The 20680-nt window shown below is 36.8% G+C and carries 11 protein-coding genes; 6 read left to right on the top strand and 5 right to left on the bottom strand.

The features are described from left to right. Positions 1-8: 8 nt before the first annotated feature. The 5 genes from IPP61_02420 to IPP61_02400 all read right to left on the bottom strand — a co-directional run bounded on the left by IPP61_02420 (position 9) and on the right by IPP61_02400 (position 4658). Positions 9-740, bottom strand: coding sequence for a hypothetical protein (locus IPP61_02420; GenBank protein ID MBL0324028.1), 732 nt, complete (start codon positions 738-740; stop codon positions 9-11). A 6-nt stretch (positions 741-746) separates the two neighbouring features. After that, positions 747-1490 carry a hypothetical protein gene (locus IPP61_02415; protein ID MBL0324027.1) on the bottom strand — a complete coding sequence of 248 codons (744 nt, stop codon included), beginning with the start codon at positions 1488-1490 and terminating at the stop codon, positions 747-749. A gap of 47 nt (positions 1491-1537) precedes the next feature. Further along, complete coding sequence (locus IPP61_02410; GenBank protein MBL0324026.1) at positions 1538-3091, bottom strand: hypothetical protein; 1554 nt, start codon at positions 3089-3091, stop codon at positions 1538-1540. 100 nt (positions 3092-3191) lie between these two features. Next, positions 3192-3938 (bottom strand): DUF1295 domain-containing protein, encoded by a 747-nt coding sequence (locus tag IPP61_02405; GenBank protein ID MBL0324025.1) that lies wholly within the window; start codon positions 3936-3938, stop codon positions 3192-3194. 96 nt (positions 3939-4034) lie between these two features. Continuing rightward, entirely contained in the window at positions 4035-4658 is a 624-nt protein-coding gene (locus IPP61_02400) for a DUF4230 domain-containing protein (GenBank protein ID MBL0324024.1), read from the bottom strand. A gap of 75 nt (positions 4659-4733) precedes the next feature. On the opposite strand from IPP61_02400, the gene miaA reads away from it, so the two are divergent. The 6 genes from miaA (at position 4734) to IPP61_02370 (ending at position 20655) form a co-directional block, all read left to right on the top strand. After that, positions 4734-5657: a tRNA (adenosine(37)-N6)-dimethylallyltransferase MiaA gene (gene miaA / locus IPP61_02395; protein MBL0324023.1), complete on the top strand. Its 924-nt coding sequence runs from the start codon at positions 4734-4736 to the stop codon at positions 5655-5657. Positions 5658-5723: 66 nt separating this feature from the next. Next, positions 5724-6401 carry a (d)CMP kinase gene (locus tag IPP61_02390; protein ID MBL0324022.1) on the top strand — a complete coding sequence of 226 codons (678 nt, stop codon included), beginning with the start codon at positions 5724-5726 and terminating at the stop codon, positions 6399-6401. Next, complete coding sequence (locus tag IPP61_02385) at positions 6401-7465, top strand: FAD-binding oxidoreductase (GenBank protein MBL0324021.1); 1065 nt, start codon at positions 6401-6403, stop codon at positions 7463-7465. Before IPP61_02390 ends, IPP61_02385 begins: the two co-directional genes overlap by 1 nt. A 37-nt stretch (positions 7466-7502) precedes the next feature. Next, positions 7503-9815 carry a hypothetical protein gene (locus IPP61_02380; GenBank protein MBL0324020.1) on the top strand — a complete coding sequence of 771 codons (2313 nt, stop codon included), beginning with the start codon at positions 7503-7505 and terminating at the stop codon, positions 9813-9815. 389 nt (positions 9816-10204) lie between these two features. Continuing rightward, positions 10205-19510: a DUF11 domain-containing protein gene (locus IPP61_02375; GenBank protein MBL0324019.1), complete on the top strand. Its 9306-nt coding sequence runs from the start codon at positions 10205-10207 to the stop codon at positions 19508-19510. A 155-nt stretch (positions 19511-19665) separates the two neighbouring features. Then, complete coding sequence (locus IPP61_02370; GenBank protein ID MBL0324018.1) at positions 19666-20655, top strand: type IX secretion system membrane protein PorP/SprF; 990 nt, start codon at positions 19666-19668, stop codon at positions 20653-20655. Positions 20656-20680 lie beyond the last annotated feature (25 nt).

The raw sequence follows: 20680 nt of genomic DNA, 5'->3' as shown, positions 1-20680 counted from the left end.
GGGATTTTTTATTTTGGAGGTGGCGGCGGGGGAGGAAGGTCATTATACTGTCCAAATTGCAGATCAATTCTCAAATTAAATCTTTTTTTTAATCTCTTTAAACTTTCATTGTTTAGGTCACACAATGCTTTGCCAAATACTTTTTGAGAAAATTCAGAAATGTTTTCTATATAAATTGTACTGATTGTTATGATTAACTTATCTAAAACTTCGGGTTCAACGTTATTTTTGAATCTAATTGTAAATTCAAAATCATATTTATTTTTTTCCTTTTGATTGAAGATTTGAAAATCTTTTTTTAAATCATTAATTCTGAGTTTTTTGTTTTCAAAAAATAAGTTAATATAATATTTTTCGTCAATTACATTAATTGTATAACCAAATTCCTGAGGTTTATCATATACAATATTATTGCAACCGGATATAAAAGAAGTTTGAAAAGCAAACAAAGTTGGATTTTTGGTACTTTCTAAGTGGATATTGGAGCTAAAAGAGAATAAGTCTCTATTACATGAATCTAAAAGAATATTTCTTTTAAACATCTCTACCACCGTATCCATTGGCAAATCAAAATCCACAAGCCTATTGCTCAGGCTATCAGGGGCTTGTAACAGAAATAGAGCATTTTTGCAGAAAACTTCTTTTTTGTCGTCTTGCTCAAGTTTGTATTCGTATGCTTTTTGGCCCATTAAGCCCAAAAATGCCAATGAGAAAAGAAGGAAGTAGGGGGTAAGTTTCATGGTGGTTTAATTTTCTGCTGAGGGTGGAAGGTTAAGTCGCTCAAAATAGACTGTAGCTGGAATATTCAATACTTCTTTTTTTAAATTATATACTTCTGCTTTATTTAAATCACACAAATTTTTGCCAAATTTGGATAAAGATTTCTTATTTAAACTCTCTAATTTTAATTCTTGATAAGTAGTCAAAACAGTCTCAATAAATTCTTGACTAATTTTCTTATCTATAATTATTTTAATAAATGGAGGATAATATTCGTAATTTTTAATTCCATTTTTTAAAATCATTTGTTTTAATGAATCTAAAGGAAATTCTATCTCATTATATGGCAATGAAAATGTATTGTTATTGATATAGTTAATTTTAAAACTAATGTCCATACAACTAGTTGCGACCATTCCAATTGGAAAACAATCAGAAACATACTCTGTAGTGAGAGGTACTTTTAATATTATGTACTCTTTATTATTTTCTTTTTTCTGGAGACTGACTATAGAAACGTATTCAAAATAATAATTTTCGCAAGAATCAAATAGTATTTTTTTCTTCATAAAATTCACCAAAGAATCATAAGGCAAATCAAAATTCACCACCCTATTACTCAGGCTATCAGGTGCTTGTAATAAAAACATTGCATTTTTGCAGAAAACTTCTTTTTTGTCGTCTTGCTCAAGTTTGTATTCGTAGGCTTTTTGGCCCATTATGCCCAAAAATGCCAATGAGAAAAGAAGGTAGTAGGGGGTGAGTTTCATGGTGGTTTATTTAATTCTCAAGTGTATTTCAAAAATACAAATTTTCCTCACTTCTCCGCAAACCACCTATAAAATCTTGAACCCTCTATATCAGCCATATAGTTCCAGATTACCGGGTTTTTTGGGTTTACCACAGTGCCCAGATCCTGGATACATATGTTTTTTCCTTCAAGGGATTTTAGATGAGTACCAAGTTTTCTGATCCCGGTATTTTCCGAATCCATCATCCGGTCGTCGAGGGTGGTTTTATGACTGATATTTTCGGCAGAAGTATATAAAATTGACTTTCCGGTTTCAAAAAATAAATGTCCTCCTGCGGAAATTACCAGATAAATTAATACCGGAATTCTCTTCCATAGGTTTCGCTCCTCAATCAGGAATTTACCTACCAAAAGCATAAGGAAAAACAATGCAGGAATCGACAAGCGACCTGGGAAATCAATCCCATAGCCCTGTTGAAAGAACGGCAGAGGAATCAAAACCGCCAAAATAAGCCAATAAAACGGGTCTTTTTTGTATTTTGAAAAAATAGCTATCGCAATCCCCGCCCAGGAAAGCAGATAAAAAATTATCAGAATTCGGGGAGAGTGACTAAGCATCTGGAAAAACTTCCCTGCCTGATTGGAGCTCAGATATACATAATTGAGTCCAAAAATGAGTGCTGCACCGAGCGTATTTTGAAATGAAAGGTATCGGAGTAAATTGGTTTTCCAGTCTTTGATTTCTGAAAATTTACCTTCAAAATTTTTCCAGAAATAATATAAAATAAATGGCAAAAACCCTGCAAAAGCAAACGGACTCAGATAAAAGCAGAGGGCATATAGAAAAACAGCATTTTTGCTGCTTCCGTTATTGTAAATCAATAGCATGATAGTCCATGCTGTAAGTGACTGATTAAAAGTCCAGTATATCATTCCAAGATTGCTGTCGGCATACAAAATCATTCCTGCCCAAAGGTAATTATCTTCTGGGTCGGTAAATAATTTCAGGAAATCGTATTTGTAAAGTGAGCCGATAAAAAACAAGGTACCCCATCCAAAAAACAATAATAAAACTTTGTAATTAAACCTTTTAAGGAATTTTCCAACCTGATAAAGTGCCAAAATAGTTCCCAAAACAGTCCAGGCGAATAATGCAAATCGTGCAAAATCATAGCCAAAAACCTTCCCCAAAGCCGCAGAAGGCAGATAATAACCCAGATAATAGGTCATCATGGTGGTTTTTCCATCTAAAAAATGCCCGGGAAAACCCTTTACATGGTATATGACAGGCCATTCGTATTTAACCAGATCACGAAAAATGGCGTTTCGGTAAAGGTGATCGTCATTTTGAAAAGTATAGGAACCGATGCCCGAAAAGAATATTATAAAAACGATAGCAATTAGTATCCAGATTAATTGTTTGGGGTGTCTGAGAACTGCCATTGAAGATTCCCGGTCGTTTTTTACGGTTTTAAGAATAAAATAAAAACTTACCAGAATGATGATAGAAAACAAGGCCGCTGACCAATTATTGAGCCATGACATACAAAAAATAAGGAACGGCAAGCTTAGGTATCCGTAAGATATTTTTGTCAATATGCCATCGATTTCTCTTTTCATTTTTTGGTTAATTTTTAGGCAACAATGAACAGGCAACTGTGAATATTTACAAGAATAGTTAAAAAAGCAATCCCCCTTTGAGGTAGGGACAGGTTTGCTTTTACCTGCCTTCTTCGTCCAGAATCTGAGTGTATTTTTTGATAAATTTAAGAACTAAATACACCACTGTACTTACTGCAAAGCCCCAGAACCAAAAAGTAGGCTTAAACTCAAAACTTCCCCAGCGGATATATTCGCCTACGATTTCAAAAACATAAAACAGCAAAAACAAGGCTGCAACTCCATTCTTCTCTTTTTTCAGGATTTTTTTGATGGAAAATGGGTATTTTGGTTTTAGAGGAGTTTTAAATTTTGGAATAAATGCCGGCTTGTCAGAGGCCCATTTCAGATATGTCTCTCCAAATTTTTTCCTTAAAAATGCTTCTTCGGCAAACATAATACGCTCATAATAAACCCAATAAGCCAAAGTAAATGCCACGATATACCAAAGGTCAGCTGTGAGCATACCCACTGCCAGCCACATCAGAAAATTGCCCAGATACAATGGATGACGCACAAAAGAATAAATGCCGGTTTGATTAAGTTCGTCGGCGATTTGACCATCAGCAGTATTACGACCAGAGGTGTTTTTTGGAGTATGTCCCACGGCATAAATACGTACAGCAAGACCGGCAAACCCAACAAAAAGTGAGATCAACCAATAGTTAAAACCCAGGTCGGGGTAAGTCATATTGTTGATTTTGTAAATATATAAACCCAGTCCGGTGCCCAAAAATACCAGTGGGATATAACTACGGTATCTGAACAGCACATTTCCCTGGTCTTCCAGTTCTTCTATTAAAGCCATTAATTTATTTATTATTAAAATACAAAGGTAATGCTTAAAACCGAAATCGTGTGTTTTTAGAACCCAATAAAGCCCAAAACTTGATTTTTAAAAGGGTCAGTTTGTATCTCCTTCAAGCAATAAAGTAGCGTTTTGGGGTGGCAATGCTTTTATGTCCAGTTCCCAGTTCATTGAAGCTGCCAGTTGTTTCATCATCACTTTCACCTGATTGGCTGCGATTTGAGGCAAATCACTCTCTTTGGCCTTCTCAAGCATCATTTTTTTGGCTTCAGAAAGAATAGAAGTGTAGTCTTCATTGTTAAATTTCATCAAAAGGCCCTGATTGATATCGTAAAATTTATAATCGGTATCAATGGAAAGGATCTCGGCAGGAGCAAATTCTTCAATCACCAGCTTACGTTCGGCATTATCGCGGTTAAATTTCATTTTCGAAAAATCATAACCTACTGACACCTTGGCTTTTGCCACCACAAGGGCTTTGTTTTTTAATTTGAAAAGTCCAAAAACATCTTTGTGAGAATTGTGATCATATATTTCAGTAAAATACCCCTCGGCCAATACGACTTTGAATACTTTTTCAATTCTTTCCAGCAAAATATTAGATTCTACTCTGATATTTTCTTTGTTGTCTTTGAGCTTTTTGCCATACATCCAGTTAAAAATCTGCCAGGAAGCGATTCCACCAATTATTACAGCCACCAAGAAAAGAATGATTTCCATATTTGTTGTATTGAGATTCGAAGTTAAGAAAAAACTAATTTTATAGTAAGTTTGTAACAGAAAAATGAAGATAGTTTGGCAGAAAAGCTCAAAAAACCTGTTTTGATTGTGGTAGTGGGTCCTACGGCGGTGGGGAAAACAGATTTTTGTGTACAATTGGCCCAAAAACTCGATTGTGAAATATTCTCGGCTGATTCCAGACAGTTTTACAAAGAAATGACCATTGGTACAGCCAAACCAAGTCAGACCGAAATGGGTGGAATCAAACATCATTTTATTGATAGCCATAGCATCAATGACGATTTTAGTGCCGGTGATTTTGAAAGACAAGCCGATAATCTTTTAACAGAATATTTTAAAAACAACCATGTGGCCATACTCACCGGTGGCTCAGGATTGTTTGTAAAAGCATTACTATATGGACTTGATGATATGCCCGCCGTTGCCCCGGAAATCAGAGAGAAATATATGAAAAGACTTGAAAATGAAGGGATTGAGATTTTGCAAAAAGAATTGAAAGAAACTGATCCTGAGACTTTTGAAAATATTGATATCCAAAACAGCCAGCGTGTAGTCCGTGCCCTGGAAGTTTGTGAAGGCACAGGTAGTAAGTTTTCTTCATTTAAGGCGATAAAAGAAAAACAGCTTGATTATGAGGTAATTAAAATTGGTCTTGAACGCCCCCGGGAAGAGCTTTATAGCAGAATCAACCAAAGAGTTGATCAGATGCTGGAGTCCGGGTTACTTAGTGAAGTAGAAACTTTAAAAAATTTTGAAAACCATAATGCTCTGCAAACGGTTGGTTATAAGGAGGTTTTTGGGTTTTTTAAAAACGAATATGACTTTCAAACCATGGTTGAGCTTCTCAAACGCAACACCCGCAGGTATGCAAAACGCCAGCTTACATGGTTTAAAAATCAGGATACTTTTGAGTGGTTTGAAGCCGGAAAACCACGAATTGCTGAAGACTTTATTCTGAAAAAGCTGGGTAAAATCTGATATTCTTCATAAGATTTGATTCGGGTATTTGAGTCAAATTTCTTTATTTTGTATAAAATTTAAACTATGTCAAAAATCATCATAGCAGTTGACGGCTATTCGTCTTGTGGGAAAAGTTCAACCGCAAAAGCAGTGGCCCAAAACCTCGGTTACAGCTATATCGACACCGGTGCTATGTATAGGGCGGTTACACTGTATTTTATCCAAAAACACGTCTCGGTCAATGACGATAAAGCAATAGAAACTGCACTCTCCAATATCACAATTGACTTCAGACGAAACGCCGAAGGACAAAATCACGTATATCTGAATGGACTGAATGTAGAAGACGAAATCAGGAAACTTTATGTGGCAAATAGGGTAAGTGAGGTTAGTGCAATTGCTTCTGTAAGGCATGCAATGGTAGATCAGCAGCGGAAAATGGGTAAGAAAAAAGGGTTGGTTATGGACGGTCGAGACATAGGCACAGTGGTTTTTCCGGAAGCAGAATTGAAAATATTTATGACTGCCGACCCTCTGGTAAGGGCCCAAAGGCGACAAATAGAATTGATGGCTAAAGGGGAGACATTAGACCTGGAAGAAATTTTAACTAATATCGAAAATAGGGATAAAATTGACACAACCCGTACTGAAAGTCCATTAAGAAAAGCCGAAGATGCTATTGAAATTGACACTACTTTTATGACGCTCGATGAGCAGGTAGATCAGGTAATATTATTGGCCGATATGGTCATGAACCGATAATGAAAACATACGATTATATCATAGTGGGCAGAGGACTGGCCGGCTCACTTATCGCCAACGAACTCACCAATCAGGGCAAAAAACTACTCATAGTTTCTGACGATTCTATGGGCTCCTCAAGCCTCGTTGCAGGTGGAATGTTTAATCCTATCACAGGGAAAAGTCTTGGAAAAACATGGCTAGCCGACAAACTTTTTCCATATTTCTTCGACTATTTTACTGCCATGGAAAAGGAATTTCAGGCGAGTTTTTTTCACCCCATCGGGGTTTTCAGGCCTTTTTCCAATGAAGAAAACAAGGCATATTTTGCGAGACAAATGGAGCACAACGACCTCTACGATTATCTCGATTTGAAAGCACCAGATTCCCAACTTGAGAAAGATATCAAATCTGAATTAGGGGGACTCGACACCAAAATGGCCGGCTGGGTTGACATCAAAGTGATGCTGGATAAAATCAAAGAAAAGTTGATTTTAAATGGGCAAGTTGTTTTAAATGAGTTTATTGATTATAAGCAAATTATGGTGAATCCAGATAAGGTTTCTTATAAAGATTTCTCAGCCAATGCTATAATATTTTGTGATGGTTTTTTTGCAAAAAACAACCCCTGGTTTTCCTGGTTGCCATTTAATCCGGTAAAAGGTGAGACTGTAATAGCGGAAGTAGAAAACTACAATGTCACCAAAATTATGAATCAGGGTAAGTGGGTAATGCCATTGGGAGATGGAAAAGTAAGGCTAGGAGCAACTTATAGTTGGGACAAACTTGATTTTGAAATCACTTCCGAGGCCAGGGAAGAATTATTGACAAAAACTTCTAAATTTCTTAAAAAAGCCGTTAAAGTAATAGGCCAGCAGGCAGGTGTAAGACCTTCTACGCAAGACAGGCGGCCATTTTTTGGAGTACATCCCTCAGAAAAAAATGTATTTTGTTTCAACGGATTGGGTACAAAAGGCGTATCTATTGCACCTTACTTTGTGGAGCAGTTTCTGGGATTTTTATCCGGAGAAAAAGATATACATCCTGAAGCAAACATTGAAAGGTTTTATTCGTTATTTTCGTAATCTAAACTATCTGAAAAAGATATAATTATTGATCGGAATGAAGCTAAAAAGTTTATTTTTTGTAATAATCGGGTTGTTTTTTTCTGAAAATATTGCGTTTTCACAGAATTATTATGGTATAAAAAATGAAGAATTTGGCAAAAGTAGGGTTCAGACCAAGCGGTTTGAATGGAAAACAATAAAGAGCAATAATTTCGAATTTAACTTTTACCGGGGGGGAGAAGAACTAGCCAAAAAAGCTGCCAGAAAAGCCGAAGAAGAGCATGGAAGAATAACTGATATACTTGGTTATACGCCATTTTCGGTCATGAAAATCTACATTTATACTTCACCGGAGGATAAAAGACAAAGTAATATAGGTCTGGTTTCTTCGATGGAATTAGATGGTAAAGTACTGAACCTCAGCAAAGCACGTATCCAGATTGCCTACCAAAAAAACGATTCCCTTTTTCAGAAAGAATTAATAAAAGAAATTTCAACCTTATTTGTATATGATATGCTGTATGGAGGGTCTTTGAAAGAAGCCGTCCAAAGTCAACTATTATTGATGGTGCCTGATTGGTATATCAAGGGTATTGCGGCCTACATTGCTGAAAATAATAACAATCATAAATTTTCCGAATTCAGGAATAGAATTGATGTTTTACAAAATCAAAAACTTTCTAGCCTTAAAGATGCTGATGCTGAGTTAGTTGGTCAATCTATCTGGAATTATATTGCCCTAAAATACGGTAAAGAAAATATCTCCAATATTTTGAACTTGACCCGAATTATCAGAAATGAACAATCGAGTATTACTAGCACACTTGGGGTATCATTTAATAAGTTTTTGAGGGAGTGGAAGAGCTTCTATGTCAATCCTGTGGTTAACGAAAAAACAATAGAGGCTCAGATAAAGCCAACTGAATCTTCAAATGAAACGATTGTTACAAATGAAAGTGTGGAAAAACTTAATCCGGGGGAAATTGATACAGAGAACTATGTCTTTGATTTAAAGAATATTGAGAAATACAAAAGTGAACGAAAATTTACTGATAATCAGTCAACTGCAGTTGTTTCAAATAAGGATTCCGGTCTGGAGAAATCCACAGATAGAATAAAATTGAGCCAGGTGAAGGCCTATAAAAATTATTTTGTATCAAATGGTAGTACCTATGATATTCTGATCGATCCAATTAGGCGATTTGGTATAGGTAGTAGATTGATATTTAATGATTTACTTGAGAATAATATTTTAACATTTTCCGGATATCTAAGGCCCTCGACCCCCTTATTTAAAAACTTCGATTACACAATTAATTATGGTAATTACACTAAAAAGCTAGATTTTATTTTTGAATATAAGAAACGATCTATAAATATTGAAAGTATAGATGAATCTAATATTTACCTGTTCAGAGCATTGAAAATGTTTTTGACAGAAGAAAATCCATATTTGCTCAGGCGATTGATATCTCAAAATTTTTCTACAGCAGGAGTATATCCTATAAATCAGAATTTAAAAGCATCCATAGCTGTTAATTTGCTGAAAACCACAGATATAGAGTATGATATTTTTGATCTTTCAAAAAACAGGTCTAACCTAAACCAGTATTATTTAAACCCTAAGTTTGATTTGGTTTATGACAAAACCAAATTATCTGATTCCAAAGGATTTGAATTGGGTACAAAAGGTATTTTATCTTATGAAAAAGTTAAGAATATTGGAGATAATAGATTTAATTTCAATAAGTTAAATATTGATATCAGGCATTATCAACCCATAGTGAAAGGGTTAGTTGGTGCAGGGAGAATCAATTACGGTCGTTCGTCAGGTAATTCGCCCAAATTTACTTTCATTGGGGGTGCTGAAAACTGGATAAATCGCTCTATCTATTTTGCTGAGACACTTATTCCGGGTAAGGAGGGTGATATGAGAGATATCCTTTTTTATAATTTTGCGGGCAATCTCAGAGGGTTTGACTTTGCACGGCTTTATGGACATAACCATTTATTAACTAACTTGGAATTAAGGGCTTATATGTCAGAGTACTTTCCCAGAAGCTCAATGTCCAGCTCACTTTTGAGAAGCTTACAATTAGTATTATTTACAGATATTGGCACCGCCTGGAATGGCTCTGCAGGACCTTTCTCAAAACAAAATAGTTTAAATACCATCCTATTAGGCGACGATAAAAGCCCGTTTTTTGCAGAAGTAACTAATTTCAAAAACCCGTTTTTGGCTGGTTTTGGTGCCGGAATAAGAACCACAATTTTGGGCGTTTTGGTTAAAGTTGACTATGCGATTGGCCGGGAAGATAAAGAGTATAACAGCCCCAAGTTTTATATTTCAGTAGGGAAAGACTTTTAAGATCTATTGATTCTCCTCTAAAAAAGTAATTGTATTTTTCTGGTTTTTTAGAAATATTTAGCCGTTAAATTGGTTGATGTATATCAATATTGATACCCTTAAATCAAGAAAAATTCTTCATTTGGCATAGTTTTAGCAGTTAATTTTATAGTTAAAATTTGGAAATTTATCTTTAAAATTCCAATAAATACATTTCCTAAATATTTTTCGATCATAAATTTAATTTATTTTAAATCAGTAAATTAAACAGTTTCATCTCGCCGTTAGATAATTTAAAATCTTCTCTTTTGTTGATTGGCATAGTTTTGGATGCCTTAGAATCTGAATAGGATTATTGTGTCCATTTCATATCTAAACCAGATATGTGAAATGAAAATAGGATTCAGGAAATGAAAAGATTTTTTTACCCACGTAGGAGACTAGAAGAATTTGAAACGATTGGTTCGGAATTAACACCGAATCAGGCGGGTTTATTTAGTGAAATTCCTGTTGGTTCTGCTCCTTACTATGAAAGCACTCACGATAATTTATTTCTATCCGCATATAAGTGTATTGAACCTAAAAGTGATAATGTATTGAATAATCAATTACCCGAAAGTAAGATAGTTTCTTTTTTTAAGCACAAGAATATGAAGCAGTTTTCCTTAAGTCTATTAACAATAAGAACAATTGTATTACGATTTTTCAATTTTGAAAAATTCATATTACAAAGAGGTTCTAATTCAGGTTTCCGAAAAATTGGAACAAGTTCATCTTTTTTGATGGGTTACGGGTTAGCTCTGTTGTTTTTATTAAGCAGCGGTTTGTCTAAAGCCGCTGATGTTGATTTAGCCTTAAAGCAAAGTGTAAGTGTTTCCCAACCATCGATTGGAAATTCTTTGACATATACAGTATGGCTGGTTAATCAGGGAACAAATACTGCTACTGATATTCAAATTCAAAATGTAGTTCCTATTTCTGGACTTAACTCGGTGAACGCAACAGTTACCGGAGGAAGCTGGACATACAATTCAGTTTCAGGTGTAGGTAGTTGGACGGTCAATTCTTTAGCGGGTGGTGATTCGTTGAGACTTCAAGTTTCAGGAACAGTTTTTGGAAGAGGTGTGTTTTTCAATACGGCGGAAATTCAGAGTAGTCCCGATTATGATATAGATTCTCAGCCGGGTAATGCCGACCTCACTGAGGATGATATTGCCTCTTCATGTTTTTCTGTACCGATACAATGGTACCCCGGAGATGAGTACCTCGTTGAAGTTCCCGCCCCTTATACATTAGGGTCCGGGATTGTTTGGTATAGAAACGGTGTCATGATCAATGCCTCTACGCCTGAGGCCACCATTAACTTAGACAGTACCCTTACCATAAAAGGAATCGGTGATTATACCTTTAGTACAACTTTGACAACTTGCCCTGCAACCGGTTGCTGTGCTATTATGGTTGAAGAAGGTCCAAGGTTTGACCTTGCAATGGTCAAAAGGAGTTCTGCTCCTTCGGTAGTTGCTGGAAATAATATTACATTCTATTTTGATATTTATAATCAGGGTAACCAAAATGCTACTCAGATTCAGATTTCGGATTATATACCAGCTGGCTTAACATTAGCCGATACCAATTGGACCAATACTTCGGGTATTGCCACATTGAACAATTCGATTGATAGTCTGGCAGTGGGTGATACAATTACAACCTCAATCACTTTTGCTGTTTCTTCAGCTTATGTGGGAGCTTTGCGTAACTCAGCTGAGATTTCCTCTGCTACAGGTCCAGCATTGGAAGCAGTGACTGATTTCGATTCAGATATGGATAATAATCCTTCCAATGATAGTACTTCAGTTGATGGTGCAATTACTCAAAATGGAAAACTAGGAGGAGACGAAGATGATTTTGACATTTCAGATATTACGGTAACAGCTGCACCTGTATTTGATTTGGCTCTGACTAAAGCCAGGGCCTCTGCCGGACTTGTTTATCCTGGAATGGGAATTACCTTCAATTTGACCGTTTTAAATCAGGGCACTATTGATGCTACACAAATTTCTTTGGTTGATTATGTTCCAGCAGGTTTAATGCTCAATGATACCGCATGGAATCAGGTTGGAAGTGTTGCTCAATTAAATAGTCCGATATCAATATTAGCAGGTAGAAGTCTGACAATACCTATTTCATTTATTGTTACTCCATCTTTTGTTGGAGGTAATATTACAAACAGTGCAGAAATTAGTGGAAACAAAGGCTCGGGTGGTGAAGATGTTATAGATTTCGATTCAACACCTGATAATATAGCTTTAAATGACAACAATACTGTTGATAATGATGTAACTCAAAATGGTAAATTAGGCGGAGATGAAGATGATTCTGATTTCGAAACATTTTTGGTTACTGCATACGGTACAGTAGGAGATTTGGTTTGGAATGATATAAACAAAAATGGACTTCAGGATGTAGGAGAATCTGGCATATCGAATGTGGTTGTGACCCTTCAAACCTCAACAGGTACTTTTGTGGCGTCAACTTTAACTAACGCCAGCGGTAATTACCAATTTAGTAACTTATTACCCGGAAATTATAGAATCGTTGTAGGAATACCATCAGGATATGTTGGTTCTACAGCAAATGTAGGAGCAAATGACGCACTGGATAGTGATATTGACCCTACCACCGGTATATCAAATACATTTACAATTACCTCTGGTGCAATTTATAATACCGTTGATGCGGCTTTATATCTTTTGGTTTGTCCTACAATTCAGACCATCTCAGCTACAGATAATGACATCTGTAATGGAGAAATTACAACACTCGTTGCAAATTCTTCTGATGGAACACCAATTCAATGGTATCTGTCTCCAACAGGTGGTACTTTGGCATATACTACCAATAGTGGACAAAATCTAACTTTAAGCCCGACAGTTTCCACTGTATATTATGCCCAATTGGATTCCGTTCCGGCAACATGTTCTAATAACAGAACCGCCGTTTCAATATCTGTAAATCCGATACCAACAACTCCTGTAAGTTCAGTAAATGCCACAATTTGTGATACTGAAACCGCAAATTTGAACACTTACATTACAAATGGTACTACCACAGTTGGTGGTGTTTTTGAATGGCACACAGGAATAGCTTCATCCTCACCTTTGGTTTCAGGACCTACTTCGGTGGGAGCGGGCACATATTATTTATTTGAAAGGTCGGGAGCTGGTTGTTACAGTGCTCCTTCTACAACAACTATCACAGAAGTTAGTTGTGCCAAAGTGGTTGATATTTCATTAATTAAAACAGCTGACCGCAGGATTGTTTACTTGGGTGATGTAATACAATATACAGTAAATGTCTCCAATGCCGGACCTGACTCTGCAACCAATGTTGTCCTGAGAGATATTTTGCCTGATGGTTTGACTTTCGTTTCAAGTCCTACATTTACAAATAACAATGATACGCTAACAATGAATATTCCGCTGTTAGTACCAGGACAGACTTTAACTTATACTTACAATACCTTGGTTTCGACAGAAGGAAGTATAATAAATATAATAGAAGTAATCGCTGCAGATCAAAGTGATGTCGATTCATCTCCTAACAATGGCGTATTCTTAAATGAAGACGATGATGATGATGAGGTTATTAATGTAATTATACCTAGTCCGGTTTCTGATATTAGTTTAAGGAAATTTGTAAGTGTAGGAAATCCAAATGTAGGTGATATTTTGACTTATACCATAAATGTTCAAAACTCAGGGCCAAATACTGCAACTAATGTTGAAATTACTGACGTTCTGCCTGCTGGTTTAGATTATTTATCTTCAACAGGAGCCAATAGTTTCACCATTACCGGCGATTCAATAGTTGCCACTCTTAATTCTTTACCTCCGTTTACTGATGTGGATATCACTATAAATGTAATGGTGTCAGATAGTGGTTCAATTACTAATACGGCTCAGGTAACTGCTTCTGATCAACCAGATCCTGATTCAACACCAAATGCAGGAATTAATGAGGATGATGATGATGCCGTAAGTATTAACGCAACCCAGCCATGTAATCCTTCTGTTCCGGTTATTTCAAGTACTAATCTGTTTATTTGTGCAGGAGAAAGTACCACTTTAAGTGCAATAAACTGTAACGGAACTGTGATATGGTCAAATGGTCAGACTGGAAATAGTATTACTGTTTCACCTGTTGTGGCTACTACTTATTACGCTCAATGCCAGGTGGGTACTTGTGTTAGCTCGGCATCAAACAATGTACAGATAAATATTAATTCTATTGCACCACCTACAATTAGTGCATCTTCAACCGTGGTATGTTCTGGTGGAAGTGTTACCCTTTCAGCTACTGGGTGTACTGGTTCTGTATTATGGTCAAATGGTGTGGTTGGTAACTCAATAGACGTTTCCCCAACACTTTCTTCGACTTCATACACAGCCGTATGTAATGTGGGTGTATGTCAAAGTAATGCCTCAACAGCTGTTGTTATTTTACTTTCAACTAGCCCATCGGCTCCATCAATTGGAGTTACAACATCAGATATTTGCCAAGGTCAAAGTGTAACTTTAACAGCCAATGGTTGTACCGGAACTGTAAATTGGTCTAATGGTCAGTCAGGGGCTTCAATTACTGTAACTCCTTCTGTAACTACAACTTATTCAGCTACTTGTTCAGCAGGTTCTTGCGTGAGTGCAACGTCAAATCTTCTTACTATCAACGTTTCTGCCTTGCCAACACCTTCTATAACAGCATCAAGAAGTGTTACTTGCGGAGTTGATCCCGTTACACTTACTGTAAATGGATGTACTTCAAGTGTGCTCTGGTCAACTGGATCAACTGCAAATGAAATCGTTGTGACACCATCAACAACCACAACCTATACTGTTACCTGTGGAAGCGGAGCATGTTCAGCTTCTGCCCAAAGTACTATAACGGTTGGCGGATTGGGAGAAACTCCAACTTTATCAGCAACAAATACCAATATTTGTTCAGGAGGGTCAACAACACTGTCAGCAAGTAGTTGTTCAGGTACTATAGATTGGACACTTACAACAAATACTCTTTCAGTATTACATACCGGAAGCACGTTTACCGTATCTCCAACAGATACTACTTCATATACTGCAATTTGTAACACAGGAACAAGTTGTGCTGGCTGGGCAATCATGGTAATAAATGTTCAACCACAACCAACGGCTCCTATTATTTCGAGTGGAGCAACAACAATTTGTGCCGGCGACAGCACTGTTCTAACGGCATTTAATTGCTCAGGAACAGTAAGTTGGTCTAGTGGTGGTAATGCTATTAGTTTTATTGCAAAACCAACTGTTACTACTACTTATACCGCTACTTGTACTCAAAATGGTTGTACAAGTATAGCTTCAGCACCAGTTACAATCAATGTAAGTACTTCCAATCCTACAATTAGTGCGAGCTCACTTAACATTTGTACAGGCGGAAGTTCAACATTATCTATAAATAATTGTTCGGGTACGGTTCTTTGGAGCACAGGTTCAACTTTGGCTTCGATTACAGTATCACCATCTGCAACAACCACTTATACTGTTGAGTGTCAGGTTGGAACTTGTATTTCTTCGACTTCCGCCACTGTAAACGTTAGTGTTGGTCAAATGCCTACAATTACTGCTAGTGAAACTAATATTTGCTTGGGAGGCAGTGTAGAATTAACAGCTGCTAATTGCTCAGGTACACTTACCTGGAGTACGGGAGCCGGTACTAATATTATTACTGTATCACCTACTGATACAACAATTTACACAGTAATTTGTGAAATTGGAACATGTTCTCAAAGTGCGGGTATAACCATATTTGTAAGTCCTGCTCAGACACCAAATATCTCAGCATCGGCTACCTCAATATGTGTGGGTCAAAGTGTAACGCTTACAGCATCAAATTGTTCTTCGGGTGTAACATGGAGTACCGGAGCCACTACAAATGAAATTGTGGTAAGTCCATCGGTAACCACAAACTATTCTGTATCCTGTGGGTCAGGTACTTGTTCAAGATCAGCCACATTGACTATAACAGTTGGTTCCGTTTTGGCACCACCGGCAATATCTGCTAATCAGACCACTGTTTGTCCATCTACAAATGTAGTATTGACAGCAACTGGTTGTACAGGTACAGTAATATGGTCTAATTCTTCCCAAGGTACAGAAATCACAGTGTCACCTGTTGCAACTACATCATATACAGCTATTTGTGACAACGGCGGATGTGTAAGCTCACAATCCAATACCGTGACAGTTACAGTTTCAGGAACAGCAATTCAGCGTCCGGTTGTTAGTTCACCATTGGCAAATGTTTGTCCGGCTACTACTGTTAGTTTAAGTTCTGCAGTTACAAGTTCGCCGGTTACTTCTGGAGGAATTTTTGAATATCATACTGGTAATTCGACTTCTTCTCCTTTGGTTACAAATCCTGCTCAAGCCATTGCTGGAAGTTATTATGTATTTGAAAAATCAACTTCTGGTTGTTATAGTACTCCGGCATTGATAACAGTAACTATTGACAATTGTAATATCAATCAGGGAGATGCTGATATTCAGGTGAATATTATCGGGAATAAATCATATGTAATCATAGGTGATACCGTAATTTATACATTGACTGTTAAAAATAACGGTCCGACGGATGCATCGAATGTTAATTTTGAGAATATAATTCCGGAAGGTTTGTCTATAATAGGTGGTACTCCGGGAATGCTGCAAATTGGTAATAAACTTGTTGGGGTAATTCCTACTTTGATTACCAATGCTACAAGAACTTATACATATTCTGCTAAAGTAACAGGTGCAGGTCAGGTAGTAAATGTAATTAATAAGGTATCGGCAGATCAAAATGATCCGATAAACAGTAATAACTCAGATAGTTTTACAGTTGAGTGTACTACATGTCAACAAACATGTATCGCTACATCTTTGAAAGCGGACACATTGCGTCAGGTAAACGGTTCATATAATATTAAGTTTACCGCATTGCTTAAAAACTGTGGTAATACTCCGCTAGATTCTGTCGAATTGGATGAAAATCTGGCAAATATGTTTACGAGTCCAACGCAATTTACTATGGTTCAGGCTCCAACGGTAGGATCTGGTAGTTCACTTGTAGGAAATTCAGCTTACAATGGAGGTTCTAATATTGGATTACTGAATAGAAACCTAAGTAAATTACCTGTAGGCAGAACAGATACTGTGACATTTACAATAAATCTTCAGCCAAATGGTGAAGATGGACCATTCTCAACCAATTCAATAGCTAAAGGTGTCGGAAAAACTCAGTTTGGAATTGATCAGCAAGTTTCTGATGTTTCAAATGACGGACTTGTGGTAAATAAAGACCTGGCCGATCCAACAGTTGTGAAACTTTATAAGTCTCCAGCGATAGGCCTCGCATTAGCCATAACAGACACTGTTAAATTATTTGATGGAAGTTATAATGTTCAGTTCCAGGCGATTGTTAAAAATATTGGTTCGCTTGATTTGACAAATGTCTTGTTAAAAGATACACTTGCCAATTATTTCAAACTTCCTGCTACATTCGAAATGGCGATTTCACCATCAACAAATGAAAACAGTAATCTGGACGTAAATCCTGATTTCAACGGGGTTTCTGATGTGAATTTGACTTTAGCTACGAGTACACTTCCAATTGGTAAGTCTGATACTGTTTGGTTTACTATTAACTTGAAACCTTCTACTATTACCGAGTTCATTGACAGGGCGGTAGTTCTGGGTGATGGTACTTATACTAATGGAAGCATTGAAACCGTAATAGATTATTCAAATACTGGAATTGATCCAACCGCTCCTGGAAGTGAACCAACCGAACTAATATTGGGTAATGAATCAACTCCAACAGCATGTATTGGTTCTGCACTGGCAACAGTTAATAAAACCAAACTGGAAGATGGTACATACAATATAACTTACCAGGCAATAGTAGGCAATTGTGGCAACGTAAATCTTACTAATGTTACAATTTGTGATACGCTGGCAAATACCTTTAATGCACCTACTGAGGTGAAAATGGTGACCAAACCGTCAGTAGGTCAGGGAAGTACATTGTTGGCAGATACGACATTTAATGGTGTAGCCAATACTTGTCTTCTAAAAGCTGGTAGTACTCTTGCTCCGGGTAAAGTTGATACCGTGAAATGGACAATCAATGTTAAACTGAATAGCAATAACGGTCCATTTAGAAACAATATTACAGTTAATGCGACCTCGCCTACAAGTCAGGTTGTATCTGATATGTCAAATGACGGAATTAACCCTGCTCCTGAAGGGTCATTGCCAACTATACTTAATTTCAATGATAATGTTTCTGATTCTTTAATTGGTCTTGCGAAAGAACTGATAGGTATCAAAAAAGTGGAAGGAAGTCTGGCTAAGTTTGATGTAGAATTTAGATTTGTAATCAAAAACTACGGTATAGTAGGCTTTAACAGACTACAATTACAAGATAATATTGCCTTGACATTTGGACCAAAAGTAGGGATAGATACAGTAATCATCAAAGATGTTTCTACAGGTTTGGTTCCAAATCCTAACTTTACAGGTAAGGGTGATCTGACCAACATGTTGGATGAGCCATTAAGTTCACTTCCAACCAATACCAGTCGTACTGTGAATTTGGTTGTAAGAGTTGACTTAACCAATGCCGATACGCTCAGATATGAAAATATCGCAATGGCGTGGGCTCCATTCCCAACTGGGTCTTCTATGGCGGAAGATGCATCGACCGACGGTGCCAATCCTGATGCTGATTTGTCAGGAACACCAACAGACGATTCAGATCCAACACCAATTGATTTTACTAAATTTCATACATTATCAAGATTAACTCCATTTGGTATTGCCAAATCTGTGGATAGTCTTTCAAGTGCTGACGGTAGTTATCTGCTATCATATAAAGTAATTGTGAAAAACTACAGTGCCGTTGATATGGATAGTGTACAATTGATTGACGACCTTGCAAATGTATTTAGTAATAATACTCAGTTTGTATTGGTTGGTAGACCGGTTGTGTCAGATACCAGTTCTTTAGTTGTCAATCCGGATTTTGATGGTGAAAAAGATAAGAATATGCTGATAGCTTCATTAAGCTCTCTGAAAGCAGGCAAATCAGATACTTTGACATTCAAAGTTAAAGTTGCCAATCAGGATGCTGACGAACAGACATATTTGAATATCATTGACGGTAAAGCATGGATGGGAGACAGCCTGGTTACAGATAAATCTACTGTAGGTGTAAATCCGGATGCCACTCCAGATGGTAACCCTGGCAATGACTCTGAACCAACCGGAATAACTCTTCCAGTTGCCAAAGAAGATACATCTGCGGTTAATGTTATGGTTCAGGATGGTCTTTCACTTGATGGAAACAAAGTCAACGATGTACTTGTAATCAGAGATAAAGACAATAAAGTTGTATTGACGGCCGACGATAACATCGAGATTTATATTTATAATCGTTGGTTCCATTTAGTTTATCATTCAGCAAACTATATTTCAGATTTTGAAGCTGGTAATGGCTGGGATGGAAAAACTAATGTCCAGGGTCTGAAAGTAAAAGACAACAAATATGTCTCTGATGGTACTTATTTCTATGTTGTTTCCAGTACCAATAAGCGTTTGTTTGGAGGAAAACCTCAAACCGGTTTCATAACCGTGGTTAAAGATTAATTAATAAAAAAAGAATCAGGGAGTAGAAATATTTCCCTGATTACTTTGAAAATAAAATTTTTTTATATTTTTGCTAAACTATTGAGTGTCAACCTATTCTTGGAAGGCTATCAATTGTATAAATTTTCAGGAAAAAATACACAAATAAAAAAGAAATGAAAAATCTCTATTTTGCCAGAAAAAGGGTACTGCTATTGGTATCTCTACTGTTTGGATCAATGTCTTCGTTATTTGCACAACAAGAAGTGATGTACTCTCAGTATATGTTTAATACACTTGCACTCAATCCGGCTTATGCAGGCAGTAGAGATGTGTTAAGCTTAACAGCCGTAGGACGATACCAATGGATGCAGAGTATTGATGGTGCACCCCGCACCCATTCGTTCACTCTTGATATGCCAATTCGTAATGAAAAAATGGGTATTGGGCTTATCGCTTACAACGACGCCATTGGCGTGGCCGCCAATACAGGCATCAATCTAGCTTATTCTTATCGTTTTAAATTAGGAGCCAAAACCACTATGGCATTAGGTGTTCAGCCGACTTATTCCAATGTAAGTCAAAAACTTTCAGAAGTAAAAAACCTTGATATCACTGAAGCAGTTTTTGCCAATGATATTACCAGTAATCTCTTCAATGCAGGTATGGGTTTATATTTGAGTAATGACAAAGCATTCTTTAGTTTTTCAGTTCCTCAGATTATTGAGCAAAAATATGGGACAAGTGACTCGGCAAAGGGAAAAATTCGCCGTCATTATGTTGCAATGGCTGGTATTGTTATTGGTAAAGGTAATGTTAAAGTTAAACCATCGGTCATGATGCGTTATTCAGGAGGTTCAAATATGGGATTTGATCTCAATGCAAATGTATGGTTCAAGGATAAAATAGCGGTAGGTGTTTCGGGTAGAAAATCACAAACCGCCCTTTATGGTCAGGATTTTGTAGATGCTATAGTGGGTATGTTTGAAGTTCAGCTAACACCTCAGTTGAGGCTTGGATATGCATATGACTATAATACTACAAGATTGAATACCAAAAATGGTACATTGTCCCAAAATTTAATCAGTACACCTACTCACGAATGGCTGCTGAGATATGAATTTGGTTATGGAAAATCAAAAATTCTTACTCCAAGATATTTCTAAGTTTATCATAAGTCCAATTTTAATA

Source organism: Cytophagaceae bacterium, from assembly GCA_016722655.1.
Lineage (GTDB): Bacteria > Bacteroidota > Bacteroidia > Cytophagales > Spirosomataceae > Leadbetterella.
This window is presented reverse-complemented; position numbering and strand designations above follow the sequence as displayed.

Coding starts and splice junctions, on each gene's coding strand:
- IPP61_02420 (MBL0324028.1), bottom strand. CDS start 740: ATGAAACTTACCCCCTACTTCCTTCTTTTCTCATTGGCATTTTTGGGC.
- IPP61_02415 (MBL0324027.1), bottom strand. CDS start 1,490: ATGAAACTCACCCCCTACTACCTTCTTTTCTCATTGGCATTTTTGGGC.
- IPP61_02410 (MBL0324026.1), bottom strand. CDS start 3,091: ATGAAAAGAGAAATCGATGGCATATTGACAAAAATATCTTACGGATAC.
- IPP61_02405 (MBL0324025.1), bottom strand. CDS start 3,938: ATGGCTTTAATAGAAGAACTGGAAGACCAGGGAAATGTGCTGTTCAGA.
- IPP61_02400 (MBL0324024.1), bottom strand. CDS start 4,658: ATGGAAATCATTCTTTTCTTGGTGGCTGTAATAATTGGTGGAATCGCT.
- IPP61_02390 (MBL0324022.1), top strand. CDS start 5,724: ATGTCAAAAATCATCATAGCAGTTGACGGCTATTCGTCTTGTGGGAAA.
- IPP61_02385 (MBL0324021.1), top strand. CDS start 6,401: ATGAAAACATACGATTATATCATAGTGGGCAGAGGACTGGCCGGCTCA.
- IPP61_02380 (MBL0324020.1), top strand. CDS start 7,503: ATGAAGCTAAAAAGTTTATTTTTTGTAATAATCGGGTTGTTTTTTTCT.
- IPP61_02375 (MBL0324019.1), top strand. CDS start 10,205: ATGAAAAGATTTTTTTACCCACGTAGGAGACTAGAAGAATTTGAAACG.
- IPP61_02370 (MBL0324018.1), top strand. CDS start 19,666: ATGAAAAATCTCTATTTTGCCAGAAAAAGGGTACTGCTATTGGTATCT.